Origin of the sequence: Pedobacter aquatilis (genome assembly GCF_030409415.1) — a bacterium.
Lineage (GTDB): Bacteria > Bacteroidota > Bacteroidia > Sphingobacteriales > Sphingobacteriaceae > Pedobacter > Pedobacter aquatilis.
Map to the genome: position 1 here is coordinate 12,346 of NZ_JAUFPW010000028.1, position 15,750 is coordinate 28,095.

Sequence of the window (15,750 nt, forward strand, 5' to 3'; positions counted from 1 at the left end):
CAAATTAATGCAAGGCTCGTTAACCATTAAGGCTATTAATTATTTATAAAGCGGAAAAGCGCTCACTAATTTAACAACTTCAGCTTTTACAGCATTTAAGTTAGCTTCATCTTCTGGATTTGTTAAAACCTGATCGATTAAATCAACAATTTTTTCCATTTCGGCTTCTTTTAAACCACGAGTTGTAATCGCAGCAGTTCCTACACGGATACCAGATGTTACAAATGGTGATTTATCATCAAAAGGAACCATATTTTTGTTTACAGTGATTTCTGCCTTCTCTAAAGCATTTTCTGCTAACTTACCAGTAATGTTTTTATTTCTTAAATCGATTAACATTAAATGGTTATCCGTACCACCAGAAATAATACCGTATCCTTTAGCAACAAAAGCCTTAGCCATTGCTTGTGCATTAGCCGCAACCTGCTTAATATAAACACCATATTCATCACTTAAAGCTTCGCCAAATGCAATTGCTTTTGCTGCAATAATGTGCTCTAACGGACCACCCTGAGTTCCAGGGAAAACAGCCATATCCAACAGGTTACTCATCATACGAATTTCACCTTTTGGCGTTTTCAATCCCCATGGATTTTCGAAATCTTGTCCCATCATAATCATACCACCACGCGGACCACGTAAAGTTTTGTGCGTAGTTGTGGTTACGATATGGCAATGAGGAAGTGGATTTGCCAATAAACCTTTAGCAATTAATCCGGCAGGGTGAGAAATATCAGCCAAAACCAATGCACCAATTTTATCTGCAACCGAGCGAATGAATGCATAATCCCACTCGCGTGAGTAAGCCGAAGCACCGCAAATAATTAATTTTGGTTTTTCTGCTAATGCAACTTCTTCAAGTTTTTTGTAATCGATTAAACCTGTTTCTTTATCAACACCATAAAATAATGGCTGATATAATTTACCAGAGAAATTTACCGGAGAACCGTGTGTTAAGTGACCACCGTGTGAAAGGTCGAAACCTAAAATTTTATCGCCTGGTTGAATAACAGCAAGCATAACCGCAGCATTTGCTTGTGCGCCAGAATGTGGCTGAACGTTAACCCATGCAGCACCAAATAATTCTTTTGCTCTATCAATTGCAATTTGCTCTACCACATCTACAACCTGGCAGCCACCATAATAACGCTTACCTGGCAAGCCTTCAGCATATTTATTGGTTAATACCGAGCCTGCAGCTTCCATAACCTGCTTGCTTACAAAGTTTTCTGATGCGATAAGTTCTAAACCATGCTCTTGGCGGTCTAATTCTTTATCAATGAGTTCAAAAATTTGGTTATCACGTTTCATCCTTAAAATAGGTTTGTTATTTTTTTGGCAAAAGTAAGAAATTACAAGGTAAATAAGGCTGAATTAGGCCAATGCTTTTACATTAAAGTTATTAAAACCGCTGCCAATGTTTATTTCAACGATTTGTTGTTGAAGCATTTCCAAAATTGCGAGGAAATTATAAACGAAATGAACCTTATTCTCCGAACTTTTAAGCACCATGGCAAAATCTATCTGCTTATTAATATCCAAAAGATTCGCGATAAAGTGTTTTTGCTGTTCGATGGTGTAAGGATATTGTACAACGGTATGCTTCACCTCCTGACTGCGTAAATCGTACTTTTGCATCGTACGATGGTGAACCATCAAAAGTTTATATAAATCTAAGGATAGCAATTCATCCTGATGAGTTGACGATTCGGCAGCTAAAGTTAAATCATATTCTATGTTACCTCGGCGCTCCTGCTGCATTCGTAAATCTTCAAAAATCTTTAATTCTTCTGAAACGGACTTGAATTGTTTGTAGGCAATCAGGCGAGCAATTAAATCCTGCTCCGGATTAAGCTCATTTCCTGCCTCATCAATCTCAATGCGAGGAAGCAACATTTTTGATTTAATCCGCATTAAGGTTGCCGCTACCAAAATGAATTCGCTCGCCAGCTCAACGTTTAGCGCAAGTAATTGATGGATGTAAGCCAGAAAATCATTCGTAATTTTTGCGATTTCTATGTCCTGAATGTTAAGTTCATCACGTTCTATAAAAAATAGTAACAAATCGAAGGGGCCTTCGAATACGGGGAGTTTAATTTCAAAATTTTCTGCCTGCATCTTCAAAACAAACATAATCAAAACGCAATAATTTTTGATACTATTTATCAGAATCAAGATTTTAAATATCAAAGGAGTCCATTTTCTATATATTTAATTGTTGTACTTATTGAACTTTTTTTTCTAAAATATTAGAACAAAAATCCCTTTCTTTGTATCTTGTTTTTTACCCAAAATATTAAATGCAAGTAAAAGCTGGCCCCCTATTATCAAAAATTAACTATCCTACTGATTTAAAACAGTTTAGCGAAGCTGACCTGGAACAAATAAGCCAGGAGCTTCGTCAATACATTATTGATGTTGTAAGTGTTAATGGTGGCCATTTTGGCGCCAGCCTTGGTGTTGTTGAATTAACTGTAGCATTGCATTACGCTCTAAATACACCTTACGATAAGTTAGTTTGGGATGTTGGCCATCAGGCTTACGGTCACAAAATCTTAACCGGCAGACGTGATTTGTTCCACACAAACCGTATTTACAAAGGTATTAGTGGTTTCCCTAAAATAAGCGAAAGTGAGTACGATACTTTTGGTGTTGGTCACTCTTCAACGTCTATTTCAGCCGCTTTGGGTATGGCTGTAGCTTCACAAATTAAAGGAGAAACAGACAGGCAACACGTTGCCGTTATTGGCGATGGCGCAATGACAGCAGGTTTAGCTTTTGAAGGCTTAAACCATGCAGGCATCGAAAACAGCAATGTTTTGGTTATTTTGAACGATAACTGCATGTCTATCGACCCGAATGTTGGAGCATTGAAAGAATACTTAACAAGCATTACAACATCAAAATCTTATAATCGCTTCCGCGATGACATTTCTCAGGTATTAACCGGACTTTCAAAACTTGGTCCGAATGCACATAAGTATGTTAAAAAGATTGAGAAAAGCATAAAAGGAACCTTACTTAAACAAAGTAACTTATTTGAAGCACTAAACTTTAGATACTTCGGTCCTGTTGATGGGCATGATGTAAAACGTTTGGCTGCAATTATAAAGGATTTAAAAGATATTCCTGGTCCGAAGTTGTTGCATTGTGTTACCGTAAAAGGTAAAGGCTTTGCTTTAGCAGAAAAGGATCAAACCAAATGGCATGCTCCAGGTCTTTTTGATAAGATTACCGGAGAAATAAAAAAGAGTATTCCAGATAAGCCACAACCACCAAAATACCAGGATGTTTTTGGACATACGATGGTAGAATTGGCTGAGGCAAACGATAAAATTGTGGGTATTACACCTGCTATGCCTTCAGGTTCATCATTAAATATTATGATGAAAGCAATGCCAACCAGGGCATTCGACGTTGGTATTGCAGAACAACACGCCGTTACATTTTCAGCTGGCTTGGCTGCACAAGGACTTGTACCTTTCTGTAATATTTATTCTAGCTTTATGCAAAGAGCTTACGATCAGGTAATACATGATGTCGCCATTCAAAAGCTTAACGTGGTATTTTGTTTAGACAGAGCTGGTTTAGCTGGCGCTGATGGTGCTACGCATCATGGTGCTTACGATATTTCATTCATGCGTTGTATCCCAAATCTTGTGATATCATCACCCATGAATGAAGAAGAATTGCGCAACCTGATGTTTACTGCACAGCAGGATAACATTGGTCCGTTTGTAATTCGTTATCCTCGTGGCAATGGCGTAATGCCAGATTGGAAAAGACCTTTCAAAGCTTTAGAAATTGGTAAAGGAAGAAAAATTTGTGATGGTGAAGATGTTGCACTTCTGACAATCGGCCATGTTGGCAATTTTGCTGTTGAAGCCTGCACTGAATTAAACAGCGAAGGACATTACCCGGCACACTACGATTTAAGGTTTGTTAAACCATTAGACAAAGAAATGCTTCATGAGGTTTTTGCTAAATATAAGCATGTGATTACAATAGAAGATGGTTCTTTACAAGGAGGCGTTGGTTCTGCTGTCTTAGAATTTATGGCAGATCATAACTACAATGCAAATGTTATTCGTTTAGGTATTCCTGATGAATTTATCGAACACGGAGAACAGCCGGAGCTTTGGGCTGAGTGTGGTTATGATAAAGCCTCAATAATTAATGCAGTGAAGAAGGTTAGTGAAAAACGTATAACCGATAGCTTGGCAGGATAATCCCTTTAAACGCTATAAAAAGAAAACCCCATCAAAAATAAATTGATGGGGTTTTCTTTTACGTGATGTTATTAAGGTTATTAAAAATCAGTATAAAGATTTCTGAATGAACTTCTCAACCCGATTGTTAGCATTCCAGTATTATTTGAGCCTTGAATATTGCTTTCTTTTCTGTAAATACCACCCAACTCAAAACGTAAATTATATTTTGGGTTGATAACATAAGCTACTCTACCTTCCGCATAATACAAATCGGTTCTTAAACCTTGTGTTGTAAAGTTACCAGTTTGTCTGATGGCTTCTGAATATGGCAAACTTAAATCCTTACCGTAATCTTGTCCGTTAAGCGATAAACCATATTTAGCATACATTAGCTGACCCGTAAAATCTAATCTTTTCCAAGAGTAATTTGCTATCCCGATAACCTCTCTAAAGTTTGTACCCAAACGATGCGCCAAAGGCTCAGAATAACCTGTATATGCTACAATTTCAGTACGACCCGTGTAAGTGTAAGGTTTAGATGTATTATATTCTAACAAATAATTCAAGTTTTCAACTTTAAATAAATCACCACCTCTTATACCTAATTGCCATGAATACTTATTACGAGGACTTCCGTTGCTGGAGAAGAAATTGCTGGCTTCAAATTCATCTAATGAAAACTGTCCGTAAGCAACTAACTCTTTTGAGAATTTATATTTTCCGGTAAAACCAATCATCGAATTATCAGGAGAGCCGCTGGATGCTTCTACAGGGCGTAGGAAAATTATCGGGTTTGCATAACCCCAATCAAAACCTCTCTCATTCCCCAATTCATCTGTTTGCGCCCAAATAATCGAATCAAAGAAACCAATTGATAGTCTGTTTGTAACGTTCCAATCTAAATAATGAAACACACCGCCTTTTTTACGATTTCCAGCTTCGTATGATAACTTAGGAACATTTGGATCTTGTAAAGCTGCCCATATCGCAGTATATTGTACACTCCCTAAATTTCCGGTTAACTTTAAAAAGGGATAAGGTGAAGAAACATCAGACAAAAGCATTGAGCGATAACCATCACCTACAAAGTTTTTATCATAACCTGCTGTAACATTAATATATTTCGATGGTGTGTAAGAAATTAATGCCGTAACATACGACCAATCTAACGACATTTTACCGGCATTTGACCCATAATCTCTGTTGTATGATTGACCAGGAACTACATTGATACCTCTGGCATAATCTGTATAATATTTCGCAAAGCGACCTTGGTTTTCAAAACCACTTGTATAAAAAGAGAACTTCTTACCAATTGTACCGCCAATTTGATAACCACGAGTATTTAACCAGGTATTTTGTTTTCCAGAGAAGTCTTTTCCAATTTGGAAATCAGGAAGGAAATCTGCGTAAAATGTATACTCATCCCTTTGAATATCGATAAGGTGTTCATTAAATAACTTTCTGGCAACCCAAGAATGCCTCGTAGAATCAACCCCAACACTTAAAAGTTGTTTACCGTGTTCAACCAACAAACTATCATCGATAAAAAAAGGTTTTAAGCTTGTATGAAAACGAGTTTCAGGATTGTAAACTTCACGATTTAGCTTTTGATAGAACTGATAAGAATACGGCTGATAAATAGATTGAGCATTTAATTGGCCAAAAGCAAGGCATATGATTACGAATAGTATTAGTTTTTTCATCAATGTTATTTTAATAAAAATTTACGCAAAGGACGTAAAATAATTTGTTTTATAGTTTAATTATCCTTTTCTAAAGGGAAAAGAATTGCTAATTTGCTTTTTTATGACCTACCAAAACCTGCCAGATAGTTAAAAAGGTAATTTTTAAATCAAGAAAAAGTGACCAGTTTTCCAGGTACCAAATATCGGCTTTCACTCTTTCTTCCATAGAGCCATCTTCACGGGTTTCGCCACGGAAACCATTTACCTGAGCCCAACCCGTAATGCCTGGTAAAAGAAAATGACGAACCATAAACTGATCAATCATTTTAGAATATTCTGCTGTATGCTGAAGCATATGCGGCCTTGGACCAACAACAGACATTTCCCCAAACAGAACGTTAAAAAATTGTGGCATTTCATCTATACTATTTCTTCTCATGAAAGCGCCAATTCTTGTAACTCTCGAATCATGCGCTGTAGCTTGTTTAGTATCTGCTTCTCCATTAACGTACATACTCCTAAATTTCAAACAATAAAAAGATTCATTATCCTTTCCCGATCTTAGCTGTTTGAAAAACACTGGCCCTTTAGATTCAAGTTTTATAAATATAGCCATGAGCGGTACAAGCCAACTCATTATAAATACAACGACTAATAGAGAAAAGACAACATCAAATAGTCTTTTAAGAACCTGATTACTTAAAATTTCTAGCGGTTCGGTACGAGGGCTAAGTACAGGTAAGTGACCATATAATTGAACCATTACATTTTTCTTGAAATAGTCTTTAACATCAGGCACCAACTTAAAGCGAATCATTGCTTTATCTGCCTGTCGCATTAAAACATCGATTTTAGACAATGCCCTATCGGGAAGGGCACAATATATTTCATTTACGTTACTGTCCTTAACGTAATCAATACATTCATCCACTTTCCCAATTACATGGTTTTGTGTAAGCTTTATTGGGTCATCATCAAAAAAGCCAACTACTTTATAGCCTAAATGTGTGTTTTTTTCCAAATGATTTTTTAAGTCTAAACCAAGCGGACCGGCGCCGACGATGACTACCTTTTTATAATTGATTAGTTTAGCTCTGCTCGAACGTCTTAAAAGCAAAAATACAATTTTACCAGCGATAAATAGTGGTCCAAAGAGAATACCTGCGTAAGTAAGTAACTGCTTGGAAACACTAAAATCTCTCAAGAAAACAACAAGGCAAAATATAATGGCACCGAAGAAAAGTAAACTCCATAAGGCCTGCTTTATGGTTGGAATAGCATCCTTAACAAACATGTCTTGATAAAGACGCGTAATTTGAGTTACATTAAACCAAACGAAGTTAATAAGTAGAATATGCAGAAAGTTTATCCCTCTCCCATCCAACATACCAAAAGTACCGTAAGCAAGTACATATCCCAGATATCCTGAAAGGTTTACAAGAAGAAGATCTATAAGGATACTTATTGTCTTAAAATAAGTACTATTACTTTCAATCATTTAGTGGGTAAAATTTCGCCAAATATAGCTCTGGTTTAAGAAACAGATTATTTGTTTGTTATAAAATCACTGAAATTGCTTTCGATAATTTAATCGCCTTACCTCAAAAAACAAGCCAAATTATGATGGTTTGGCAAAACCATTATAATTGGGCATATTATATTTATTTATTATAAATTTGCAAAACATCTTCCAAAAGTTTTGAAGCAAGTTCTAACAAATTTTATTAGTGGTTTAAAAGAAACAAAAATTGTTTCCAATTTTTTGAATTTGAGCAGTATTCAAATTTCAAATACGTTACTAATACTGCTAATTTACCCCATAATAACCAGAATTGTAGGCATTGAAAATTTCGGCATGGTCATGTTAGCAAATACTTTTTCGGGCCTATCTTCTATAATTATTAATTATGGCACAAATCAATCTGGAGTTAGAGATATCGCTACCTACGCCAAAAACAAAACAGAATTAAATAAGGTTTTTAGCAATACGATTTGGGTTAGAATCTTAATTTTCATAACTTATCTGTTTGTCCTTTTTCTACTTCAAAGGGCGCAAATAAAGTATTATGCTTTTATCATTCTATCAACACCCATAGTTTTGGCAGAGGTGTTAAACCCATTGTTCTTTTTTTTAGGTGCTGAAAAATTAAAGATTTATAATATTGCCAATTTAATCTCTAAAGTGGTTATTATTTTAGCGGTGATTGTATTTATAAAAGGTGCAGAAGACGCTGAATGGGTTAATTTTATTATTGGCTTAGCGAGTACAGCTACTTATGCCATACTGTTATTTATTTTGATTAAAAATTACCAGCTTAACTTTCAATTACCTGATAAAAAAGGACTTTCAAATATTGCGAAAGACAATTTTTTCCTAACCATTAACAATATATCTGTTCATTTGCAGCAATCGCTTATGGTTTTTGCCTTGGCAAAATGGGGCACGCCGCTTTGGTTGGGCGCCTATTCGCTATGTGATAAAGTGATAAGCTCCTCCCGAATTTTAATTATTTCGGTTTCAAACGCGATTTACCCTAAAGCAGCTCAAATTTTTGCCGAGAGCACCGAAGCCTGGAAAACTTATAAATCCAAAATGAGCAAACTGATAGCCGCAATGTTTTTGCTACTGTCTCTAACGTTATTTATTATGCCAGGCTTTATTGTTCAGCTATTGTCTGGAGCGCATAACCAGGATGCCATTAATTTTTTAAGGCTTATGGCTTTTGTTCCATTTTTAGCGGCCCTTAATGTGCTTAATGTATTGGATCTCTTACTAAAGAATAATACTTTGGCAATATTCAGAATCGCGATTGTTTTGTTTTTTATCTCAGCAATAACAGCTTGGACTTTAGTTACGAACGGCCTGCACAATTGGTTTGGCCTGTACACCGTTTTAATAGATGGCTGTGCACTAATCATGTACGAGTACGCTATCAAAAAATCTAATACATTCAATGCCTAAATCAGTTGCTATACTATTATTAAACTGGAATACTCCTGAGCATACCATAAACTGTATTTTATCGGTTAACAAATCCTGCAAGGCAGATGATTTTGATATAATCGTTGCCGATAACGGTTCTACAGATGACTCATTATCAATTTTAACAAATAAGTTTCCGCAGCTTACCATTATAAACAATAAAGCAAATTTAGGTTTTGCAGAAGGCAATAATAAGTTGCTCGAGTACAGCATACAAAATGTTTACACTTATTCGCTGGTTTTAAACAATGATACCGAAGTGGATGAAGATTTTTTAAGTCCTTTAATTAATCATTTAGAAAAAAATACAAAAACGGTTGCGGTACAACCAGCAATATATTACTTATACAAAAAAGATGAATTGTGGAATGGTGGTTCATTTTTTAACCAATATCTAGGCTTCACCTATTCAAAAAATCAAAAGGAAAGGCAAAACCTAAAAAACCCTGAACAAGTGGAATGGCTAACCGGTTGCTGTTTTTTAGTAAGAAATTCTGCCTTAAAACAATGTGGTTTATTTAACAGTAAGTTTTTTCTTTATTATGAAGATGTTGATTTATCATTCAGGTTAAGAGAAAACGGAGGAATTTTAGATTATTTACCCACAACTAAAATTTACCACGAGGCCGGTGTGTCTGGCAAGCGAAAAGCAAAAAATAGTGAAGGCACATTAAGTCCTATCATTCATTTTTACACTTCTAGAAATAAAATCTGGTTTTTACGCCGTTACGCTAATCCATTTTTTCTTCCTTCTATAATTGTTCAAATTGCATTTTATAATGCGGCTCTTTTAACCTATTTTATCATTCGAGGAAGAAAACAAAAAGCAAAATTCTTAATTAAGGGCTTTAAAGAAGGTTTTTCTACACCTCTAAAAGAAATATGGTTATGATAGCAATATTTCCTATAGTTTATATTTTGGCATTTATTTTAGCCATAAGTGATACGGTTAGGGGTAAAAAAGATGGATTTATCTTATTTCTAATATTTGGCCTTTCCATTTATACAACGGTTCTTTCTGTTACATTCTCCTTAGGCTTCAAAAGTCTTATACCAATATTACAATCGCTTAAAGAAGTTTTTGTAATCCTAGTACTGGGCATAAGCATCTGGAATTTAAAAACTAAGATTAAATTTCATTATATCGATTACCTAATAATCACTTTTTTTACGTACACACTTTTATATGCACTTTTACCTATTGGCGAACAAGGATTTGGAGCTAAAATAATGGCCTTTAAAACTTTGTCTTTCTTTGTAATAGTGTATTTCTGTGGCAGATTATACAAACCTGGAGAAATTTATCTAAGTAAATATTTTCATTACATACTTCTGCTTTCAATTGCGGCCGCAGCTGTTTTGCTTACTGAGGTTATTACAGACCAACATTTGCAAACCCGAACAGGCTATGCAGACTACAATTTCTACTTATTTAATTTTGAGCCAAGTGGTAATTATGGCTTAACCTGGACATTCGAATCTGAAGGGGGCTACAAACGATTTGCAAGTTTTTTTGCTAACCCGTTAGAATTTGCCTCAGCAACTGTTATTGCATTGGCTGTATTAGCAGCATTATACACTACAGATGAGTACAAATTAAAACTCGATAATTTTGGATACATATCATTGGCAGCAACATTATGCTGTATTGTTTTCGCATTCTCCCGTTCTGCATTTATAAGCTATTTCATTTTGCTCTATGTGTATTCTGTTTTTACAAAAAAGAAATACATTTATCACACCGTTCATATTGGAGCAGTATTAGCCATAATTTATGTTATTTATTTGTTCGCAAAAGAACAAGACCAAAATGATGGTTTGCAAATGGTAATCTTGAATACCATCAATTTTAGTAATCCATCTAGTGTTGGTCACGTAGTTGAATGGATTGAAGGTGCTTTAGCAATTGCCTCAAGCCCATTAGGTTTGGGTTTAGGTTCTTCGGGTAGAATTGGTGGTTCGCTTGGCGAAAATGTAGGTGGGGAAAATCAATATATTATTATTGGAGTTCAGGCCGGAATAATTGCTTTAATCCTTTACCTTACCATTTATGTATGCCTGATTAAAGAAAGCATAAAATGGTATTACCGGCTAGAAGGCAAAGAAAAAATGATTTGTTTAGCAATACTCCTAATTAAAATTGGATTCATTATTCCATCCTTAACTTCAGAGATAGAAACATCTTCTTACACCTCGTATTTAATGTGGTTCTTCTCAGGATTATTTGTTAGCATAATTTCAACTAAAGTGGCTCTTCAAAATCCACAACGGGAACTGCTTGATTAAAGAAAAAGGCTCAGTATTAATATTATTCTTTAAGTTTGCCGTTTAAATCCAACAAAGAGCTTGCTATCAAAACTATGATTAACATTACCTGCCCACTTTGCTTAAACGATAAAACACAATTAAGCCCTGTGAGATTCGAAATTAAAGCAGCTGATGGACGATATTTTATTAAAACTTGCCAAAACTGTGGCCATAATTTCTCTTGGTTCAACCACGAGGTTGATATACAAAGTTATTATGATGATAAAGATTATACAGTGCAAGATACGCGTAGAAGCATTTTTTATAAAATACAGCAAGTAGAATATAAGGCAGTTTTAAAAAAAATACTTTCATTCAAAAATATACCTGCAACGATTTTAGATTTTGGGTCGGGTAAAGGTCTTTTTTTACAATTTGCTAAAGAACAGGGTTTCAATGTAAAGGGTATTGAAAGTTCTGTACCAAGAGCAGAGTACGCAAGAAAATACTTCGATGTAGATATTAATACAGATTATTATAAGTCAGGCTCTGTTTTTAATAAAAAGTTCGATGTGCTTACATTGTTTCATGTATTGGAACATATCCATCTTTCTGACAGCTTACTTCAAAATTTGATTCAAGGTAATTTAAAAGATGATGGTCTTTTAGTTATTGAAGTTCCAAACTTTAGCAGCTGGCAATCTAAATGGGCAGGCAACAAATGGCTTCATTTGGATGTACCGCGACATATAAGCCATTTTACGCCAAAAATCTTAAAAAAATTGATTGAGGATAATGACTTTCAAGTAAAGTCATCAGCTTACTTTTCGCTACATTTAGGTATTATTGGCATGGTTCAAACTATGTTTAGTTGGTTCGGGTATAAAGGTTTTCTAATTGCAGATTTAAAAAGAAAAAAAACACTACCCTTGATGTTGGGCTTAATGTTTGTCCTTCCTTTTGCAATTTTATTGGAGCTCACATCTGCCATGTTTGAAAGTGGTGGTATTATTCGTTTTTATGCTGTAAAACGAAATCATCTACATAAATAACATACTTACAGATGAGAATTGCAATTATAGGTTCGAGGGGTTATCCTTATGTGTACGGCGGATTCGAAACTTTCGTTAAAGAACTAAGTGAAAGACTTGTTAATCAAGATATTGAAGTACACGTTTATTGCCAAAAAAATTTATTTACCGATTTTCCACAAGAAGTAAATGGAATAAAGCTTCATTATATTCCCACTTTACCGCAAAAATCCTTAAACCAAATTATCCATTCCTTTCTGTCCATAATACATGCAACATTTAGCAAAGCTGATGTTTTGTTGGTTGTAAATTTGGCTGCAGGACCAATGGGATGGATACCAAAAATTACGGGAAAAAAAACCATGATTAATGTGGATGGACTGGAATGGTTGAGACCAAAATGGAAAGGTTTGGGGGCTAAATACTTTTACTGGGCAGCTAAAGTAGCTACAAAATTATACGACAAAATCATTACAGATGCAGAAGCCATGCGTCAGGTTTATCTTGAAGAATTCAAAGCAGATTCTACCGTTATTGCTTATGGAGCACCAGGATTTAAACAAGCTACCGAAGATGGATTACAGCGTTTAAGTTTACAAAAAGAAAGTTACTATCTTATTGTTGGCCGTTTAATTCCTGATAATAACGCCGGTTTGATAATTAAAGGATTCTTAAAATCGAAATCAAAAAAGAAATTGGTGGTTGTGGGCGATGTTCCTTACAGCGATAAATATGCATCTGATTTGAAGGCAATGCAAAATGAAAGGTTGATTTTTACCGGATATGTAAAAGATCAACAAGAATTAATGGCCATATACCAACATGCCTATGCCTATATTCATGGTCATAAGTTTGGCGGAACAAATCCTGCTATGCTCAAAGCAATGGTAAATAATTGTGCCATCTTAGCACTTAATACCGTTTTTAATAAAGAAATGCTAAGTGATGGAAAATTTGGAGTGTTCTTTGATGAAAATGAAAATGCCGTTTCATTAGCCCTAGAAAATTTAGAAAATGCACCCGAAAAAGTTGCAGCACTAAAAGGCATAGTAAGTAGCGGTTTAACCGATAAATATAATTGGGAAAAGATAACAACAACATATAAAGAGGAGATGTTAAAACTATTAAATAGTTAATGGCGGATGGAAGAGACAATTGTTGTTGGTATAGATATCCGTGATTTAAAAATTGCAAAAACCGGAACCAAAACTTATCTGGAAGAAATTTGTAGAGCATTTCAAAAGGAAATACCCGGCTACAAATTTTATTTTTTCGACACTTTATTACCTGTTTACACAGGAAAAAATAAAATACTAAAAGCAGTTGAACATTTGAGATTCTTCATCTGGAAACAAACCATACTTCCGCTATTGGCAATATTCAAAGGCTGTGATATTATTTTTTGTACTGATTTCTTTGTTCCTTATGCAAATATAGGATACAAAACAATTCCTGTTTTTCACGATGCCTTTTTTTGGGAATACCCGGAACACTACAATAAATACTGGCTTAAAATATTTCATAAGTTTGGTGTTCAGGCCGCAAAAAAATCTGCCTATGTTATAGCGCCTACCGAATACGCAAAGGAGCGAATTGCATACTTTTCAGGTTTAGCAGAAAGCAAAATAATTTCCATTCCAGAAGCGCCAAAAACACTGATTTCTAATCCGTCACTATCAAACGGAAGCTTAAAGTTAAAAACTTCAAAATACTTTTTACATATTGGTACTTTCGAAAAAAGAAAAAATCTCCATTGCTTAGTAGAAGCGCTACACCTTCTACGCCAACAAGGTTTTACTGATTTTTCTTTGATCCTATGCGGACAAATCAGTCCTAAAAATGATATGGATGGCAGCCGAAAAATACTTGAAGCAATCGCTAAATTTAAACTCGAGGAATACGTAATCATGCCCGGTTATGTTAAAGATGTAGATTTATCATGGTACTATCAACACGCTGAATTATATCTTTTCCCATCTGTTAATGAGGGTTTTGGCCTACCAATTCTGGAGGCTTTTCAGCATAATATACCCGTTTTAGTTGCAAATAATACTTGTTTACCGGAAGTTGGAGGCGATGCTGTTGTTACTTTCGACCCCTATCAGGCTACTGATTTAGCAAACAAGATAATTCCCATTATTACCAGTAATGAAAGAAGATTAGAACTTATAGTACTTGGAAGAGAAAGATTAAAAACCTTTTCCTGGGAAAGAACAGCAAATGAATTAATTGAGGTGTTTAAAAAAGCTATTGAATATTAATATCACTGAACTTATAAATTTCCATCCTTTAAAAATGTACTTTTGTAGGTTTGATACAATATCCCTTACATCAAACCTAATTTAATAAATTGAATTCGAATACGCATAAAATAAATCTAATAATCAACTGATGAATATACTTATTTTAGGTGCTTCATCAGATTTATATGGTGGAAGCAAAATACTCTCAATAGTTGCCAAAATCTTGGCCGATGGTAACCACAGACCCATTGTGGTGATTTCTGAAACCGGTGAACTGGTAGATGAACTTAATAAACTGGGCATTGAAGTTAGAATTATTCGTTTAGGTATATTAAGAAGAAAATATCTTTCGGTATCAGGTATATTAAACCGGGTAAAAGTTACAGGTAAGGCATGGCAATTGTTGGGCGACTTGATTGATGATGAAAAAATTGACGTTGTTTATTCAAATACCACCGGCGTATTAATCGGTGCCTTTTTGGCCAAAAAGAAAAAAATTAAACATATATGGCACATCCACGAAATCATAACTAAACCTAAAATCTTTACAAAGGTGCTAAGCTTTCTGGTTGGAAAATACAGTGATAATATAATTGTGGTATCTGATGCGGTAAAAAATCATTGGAAAGAACACATCCATAGAAAAACTATTACCAGAATTTATAATGGTATTGATACGAGTGTTTATGGCAATTCTGAAGATTCACTAAGAAAAGAGTTAAACCTAAGCCAAACGGATACATTAATTGGTATGATAGGCAGGGTTAACCATTGGAAAGGCCAGGATTACTTTATTAACATCGCTAAACTTATTCTTCAGAAGCAACCGAACACAAAATTTATTATTGCCGGGGATGCTTATCCCGGAAATGACCATTTGGTTGATAAACTGGTAAATCGGATAGAAAATGAAAATCTAAAAAATTCAGTATATTACCTAGGCTACAGAACAGACATACCGAATATTCTAAATTCTCTGGACATTTTTGTTTTGCCCTCTACATCACCCGATCCATTTCCAACTGTTATTTTAGAAGCGATGGCGAGTTCGAAACCGGTAATTGCTACGAAACATGGGGGAGCTTGTGAAATGATTGCTGATGAGGTAACCGGAATACTTATTCCTTTTGATGATGCCAAAATATCTGCGGTCAGAATTTTAGATTTACTCAGCGATAAAACTAAAATTGAAGAAATGGGCAAACTGGCTAAAATCAGAATTGACACACTTTTCTCCTTAGATAGCTTTAAAGAATCAATTTTAAACCTATTTAAAGCCACTTTTGAGCTTAAGCATAAATGATTTTAAATCTATTTTAATTAAATAATCGCTAATAAATTAGAATT

12 protein-coding genes are annotated in these 15,750 nt (G+C 34.9%); 8 read left to right on the forward strand and 4 right to left on the reverse strand.

Going from position 1 to position 15,750, the window contains the following annotated elements:
* Positions 1–39: 39 nt before the first annotated feature.
* A complete protein-coding gene (gene glyA, locus QWY86_RS11285; RefSeq protein ID WP_290242115.1) occupies positions 40–1,311 on the reverse strand; it encodes a serine hydroxymethyltransferase in 1,272 nt (423 codons plus the stop codon).
* A 63-nt stretch (positions 1,312–1,374) separates the two neighbouring features.
* A complete protein-coding gene (locus QWY86_RS11290; RefSeq protein ID WP_290242388.1) occupies positions 1,375–2,118 on the reverse strand; it encodes a segregation and condensation protein A in 744 nt (247 codons plus the stop codon).
* Positions 2,119–2,300: 182 nt separating this feature from the next.
* On the opposite strand from QWY86_RS11290, the gene dxs reads away from it, so the two are divergent.
* Entirely contained in the window at positions 2,301–4,229 is a 1,929-nt protein-coding gene (dxs, locus tag QWY86_RS11295) for a 1-deoxy-D-xylulose-5-phosphate synthase (RefSeq protein WP_290242117.1), read from the forward strand.
* Between the two features lie 80 nt (positions 4,230–4,309).
* Here the strand turns inward: dxs and QWY86_RS11300 are convergent, their stop codons facing one another.
* Together QWY86_RS11300 and QWY86_RS11305 are read right to left on the reverse strand one after the other, a co-directional pair.
* The gene (locus tag QWY86_RS11300; protein ID WP_290242119.1) at positions 4,310–5,917 is read right to left on the reverse strand and encodes a gliding motility protein RemB; all 1,608 of its coding nucleotides are present in this window, start codon (positions 5,915–5,917) and stop codon (positions 4,310–4,312) included.
* An 88-nt stretch (positions 5,918–6,005) separates the two neighbouring features.
* Positions 6,006–7,397 carry an undecaprenyl-phosphate glucose phosphotransferase gene (locus QWY86_RS11305; protein WP_290242120.1) on the reverse strand — a complete coding sequence of 464 codons (1,392 nt, stop codon included), beginning with the start codon at positions 7,395–7,397 and terminating at the stop codon, positions 6,006–6,008.
* 264 nt (positions 7,398–7,661) lie between these two features.
* Here QWY86_RS11305 and QWY86_RS11310 point away from each other — a divergent pair, with 264 nt between their 5' ends.
* From QWY86_RS11310 to QWY86_RS11340, 7 genes are all read left to right on the forward strand, one after another.
* A complete protein-coding gene (locus tag QWY86_RS11310; RefSeq protein WP_290242389.1) occupies positions 7,662–8,861 on the forward strand; it encodes an oligosaccharide flippase family protein in 1,200 nt (399 codons plus the stop codon).
* Positions 8,854–9,774, forward strand: a complete 921-nt coding sequence (locus tag QWY86_RS11315) for a glycosyltransferase family 2 protein (protein ID WP_290242122.1) — start codon at positions 8,854–8,856, stop codon at positions 9,772–9,774. Before QWY86_RS11310 ends, QWY86_RS11315 begins: the two co-directional genes overlap by 8 nt.
* Positions 9,771–11,168 carry an O-antigen ligase family protein gene (locus QWY86_RS11320; RefSeq protein ID WP_290242124.1) on the forward strand — a complete coding sequence of 466 codons (1,398 nt, stop codon included), beginning with the start codon at positions 9,771–9,773 and terminating at the stop codon, positions 11,166–11,168. The genes QWY86_RS11315 and QWY86_RS11320 overlap by 4 nt, the downstream gene beginning before the upstream one ends.
* 74 nt (positions 11,169–11,242) lie before the next feature.
* Positions 11,243–12,181: a class I SAM-dependent methyltransferase gene (locus QWY86_RS11325; RefSeq protein ID WP_290242126.1), complete on the forward strand. Its 939-nt coding sequence runs from the start codon at positions 11,243–11,245 to the stop codon at positions 12,179–12,181.
* An 11-nt stretch (positions 12,182–12,192) separates the two neighbouring features.
* Positions 12,193–13,296 carry a DUF1972 domain-containing protein gene (locus QWY86_RS11330; RefSeq protein WP_290242128.1) on the forward strand — a complete coding sequence of 368 codons (1,104 nt, stop codon included), beginning with the start codon at positions 12,193–12,195 and terminating at the stop codon, positions 13,294–13,296.
* A 6-nt stretch (positions 13,297–13,302) separates the two neighbouring features.
* Positions 13,303–14,421, forward strand: a complete 1,119-nt coding sequence (locus QWY86_RS11335) for a glycosyltransferase family 4 protein (protein WP_290242131.1) — start codon at positions 13,303–13,305, stop codon at positions 14,419–14,421.
* Positions 14,422–14,551: 130 nt separating this feature from the next.
* Positions 14,552–15,706, forward strand: a complete 1,155-nt coding sequence (locus QWY86_RS11340) for a glycosyltransferase family 4 protein (protein ID WP_290242133.1) — start codon at positions 14,552–14,554, stop codon at positions 15,704–15,706.
* Positions 15,707–15,750: the final 44 nt, after the last annotated feature.

Excerpts from the sequence above, each read along its gene's own strand:
- QWY86_RS11300 (WP_290242119.1), bottom strand. The coding sequence starts at position 5,917 with ATGAAAAAACTAATACTATTCGTAATCATATGCCTTGCTTTTGGCCAA.
- QWY86_RS11315 (WP_290242122.1), top strand. The coding sequence starts at position 8,854 with ATGCCTAAATCAGTTGCTATACTATTATTAAACTGGAATACTCCTGAG.
- QWY86_RS11320 (WP_290242124.1), top strand. The coding sequence starts at position 9,771 with ATGATAGCAATATTTCCTATAGTTTATATTTTGGCATTTATTTTAGCC.
- QWY86_RS11335 (WP_290242131.1), top strand. The coding sequence starts at position 13,303 with ATGGAAGAGACAATTGTTGTTGGTATAGATATCCGTGATTTAAAAATT.
- QWY86_RS11305 (WP_290242120.1), bottom strand. The coding sequence starts at position 7,397 with ATGATTGAAAGTAATAGTACTTATTTTAAGACAATAAGTATCCTTATA.
- QWY86_RS11290 (WP_290242388.1), bottom strand. The coding sequence starts at position 2,118 with ATGCAGGCAGAAAATTTTGAAATTAAACTCCCCGTATTCGAAGGCCCC.
- glyA (WP_290242115.1), bottom strand. The coding sequence starts at position 1,311 with ATGAAACGTGATAACCAAATTTTTGAACTCATTGATAAAGAATTAGAC.
- dxs (WP_290242117.1), top strand. The coding sequence starts at position 2,301 with ATGCAAGTAAAAGCTGGCCCCCTATTATCAAAAATTAACTATCCTACT.
- QWY86_RS11340 (WP_290242133.1), top strand. The coding sequence starts at position 14,552 with ATGAATATACTTATTTTAGGTGCTTCATCAGATTTATATGGTGGAAGC.
- QWY86_RS11330 (WP_290242128.1), top strand. The coding sequence starts at position 12,193 with ATGAGAATTGCAATTATAGGTTCGAGGGGTTATCCTTATGTGTACGGC.
- QWY86_RS11325 (WP_290242126.1), top strand. The coding sequence starts at position 11,243 with ATGATTAACATTACCTGCCCACTTTGCTTAAACGATAAAACACAATTA.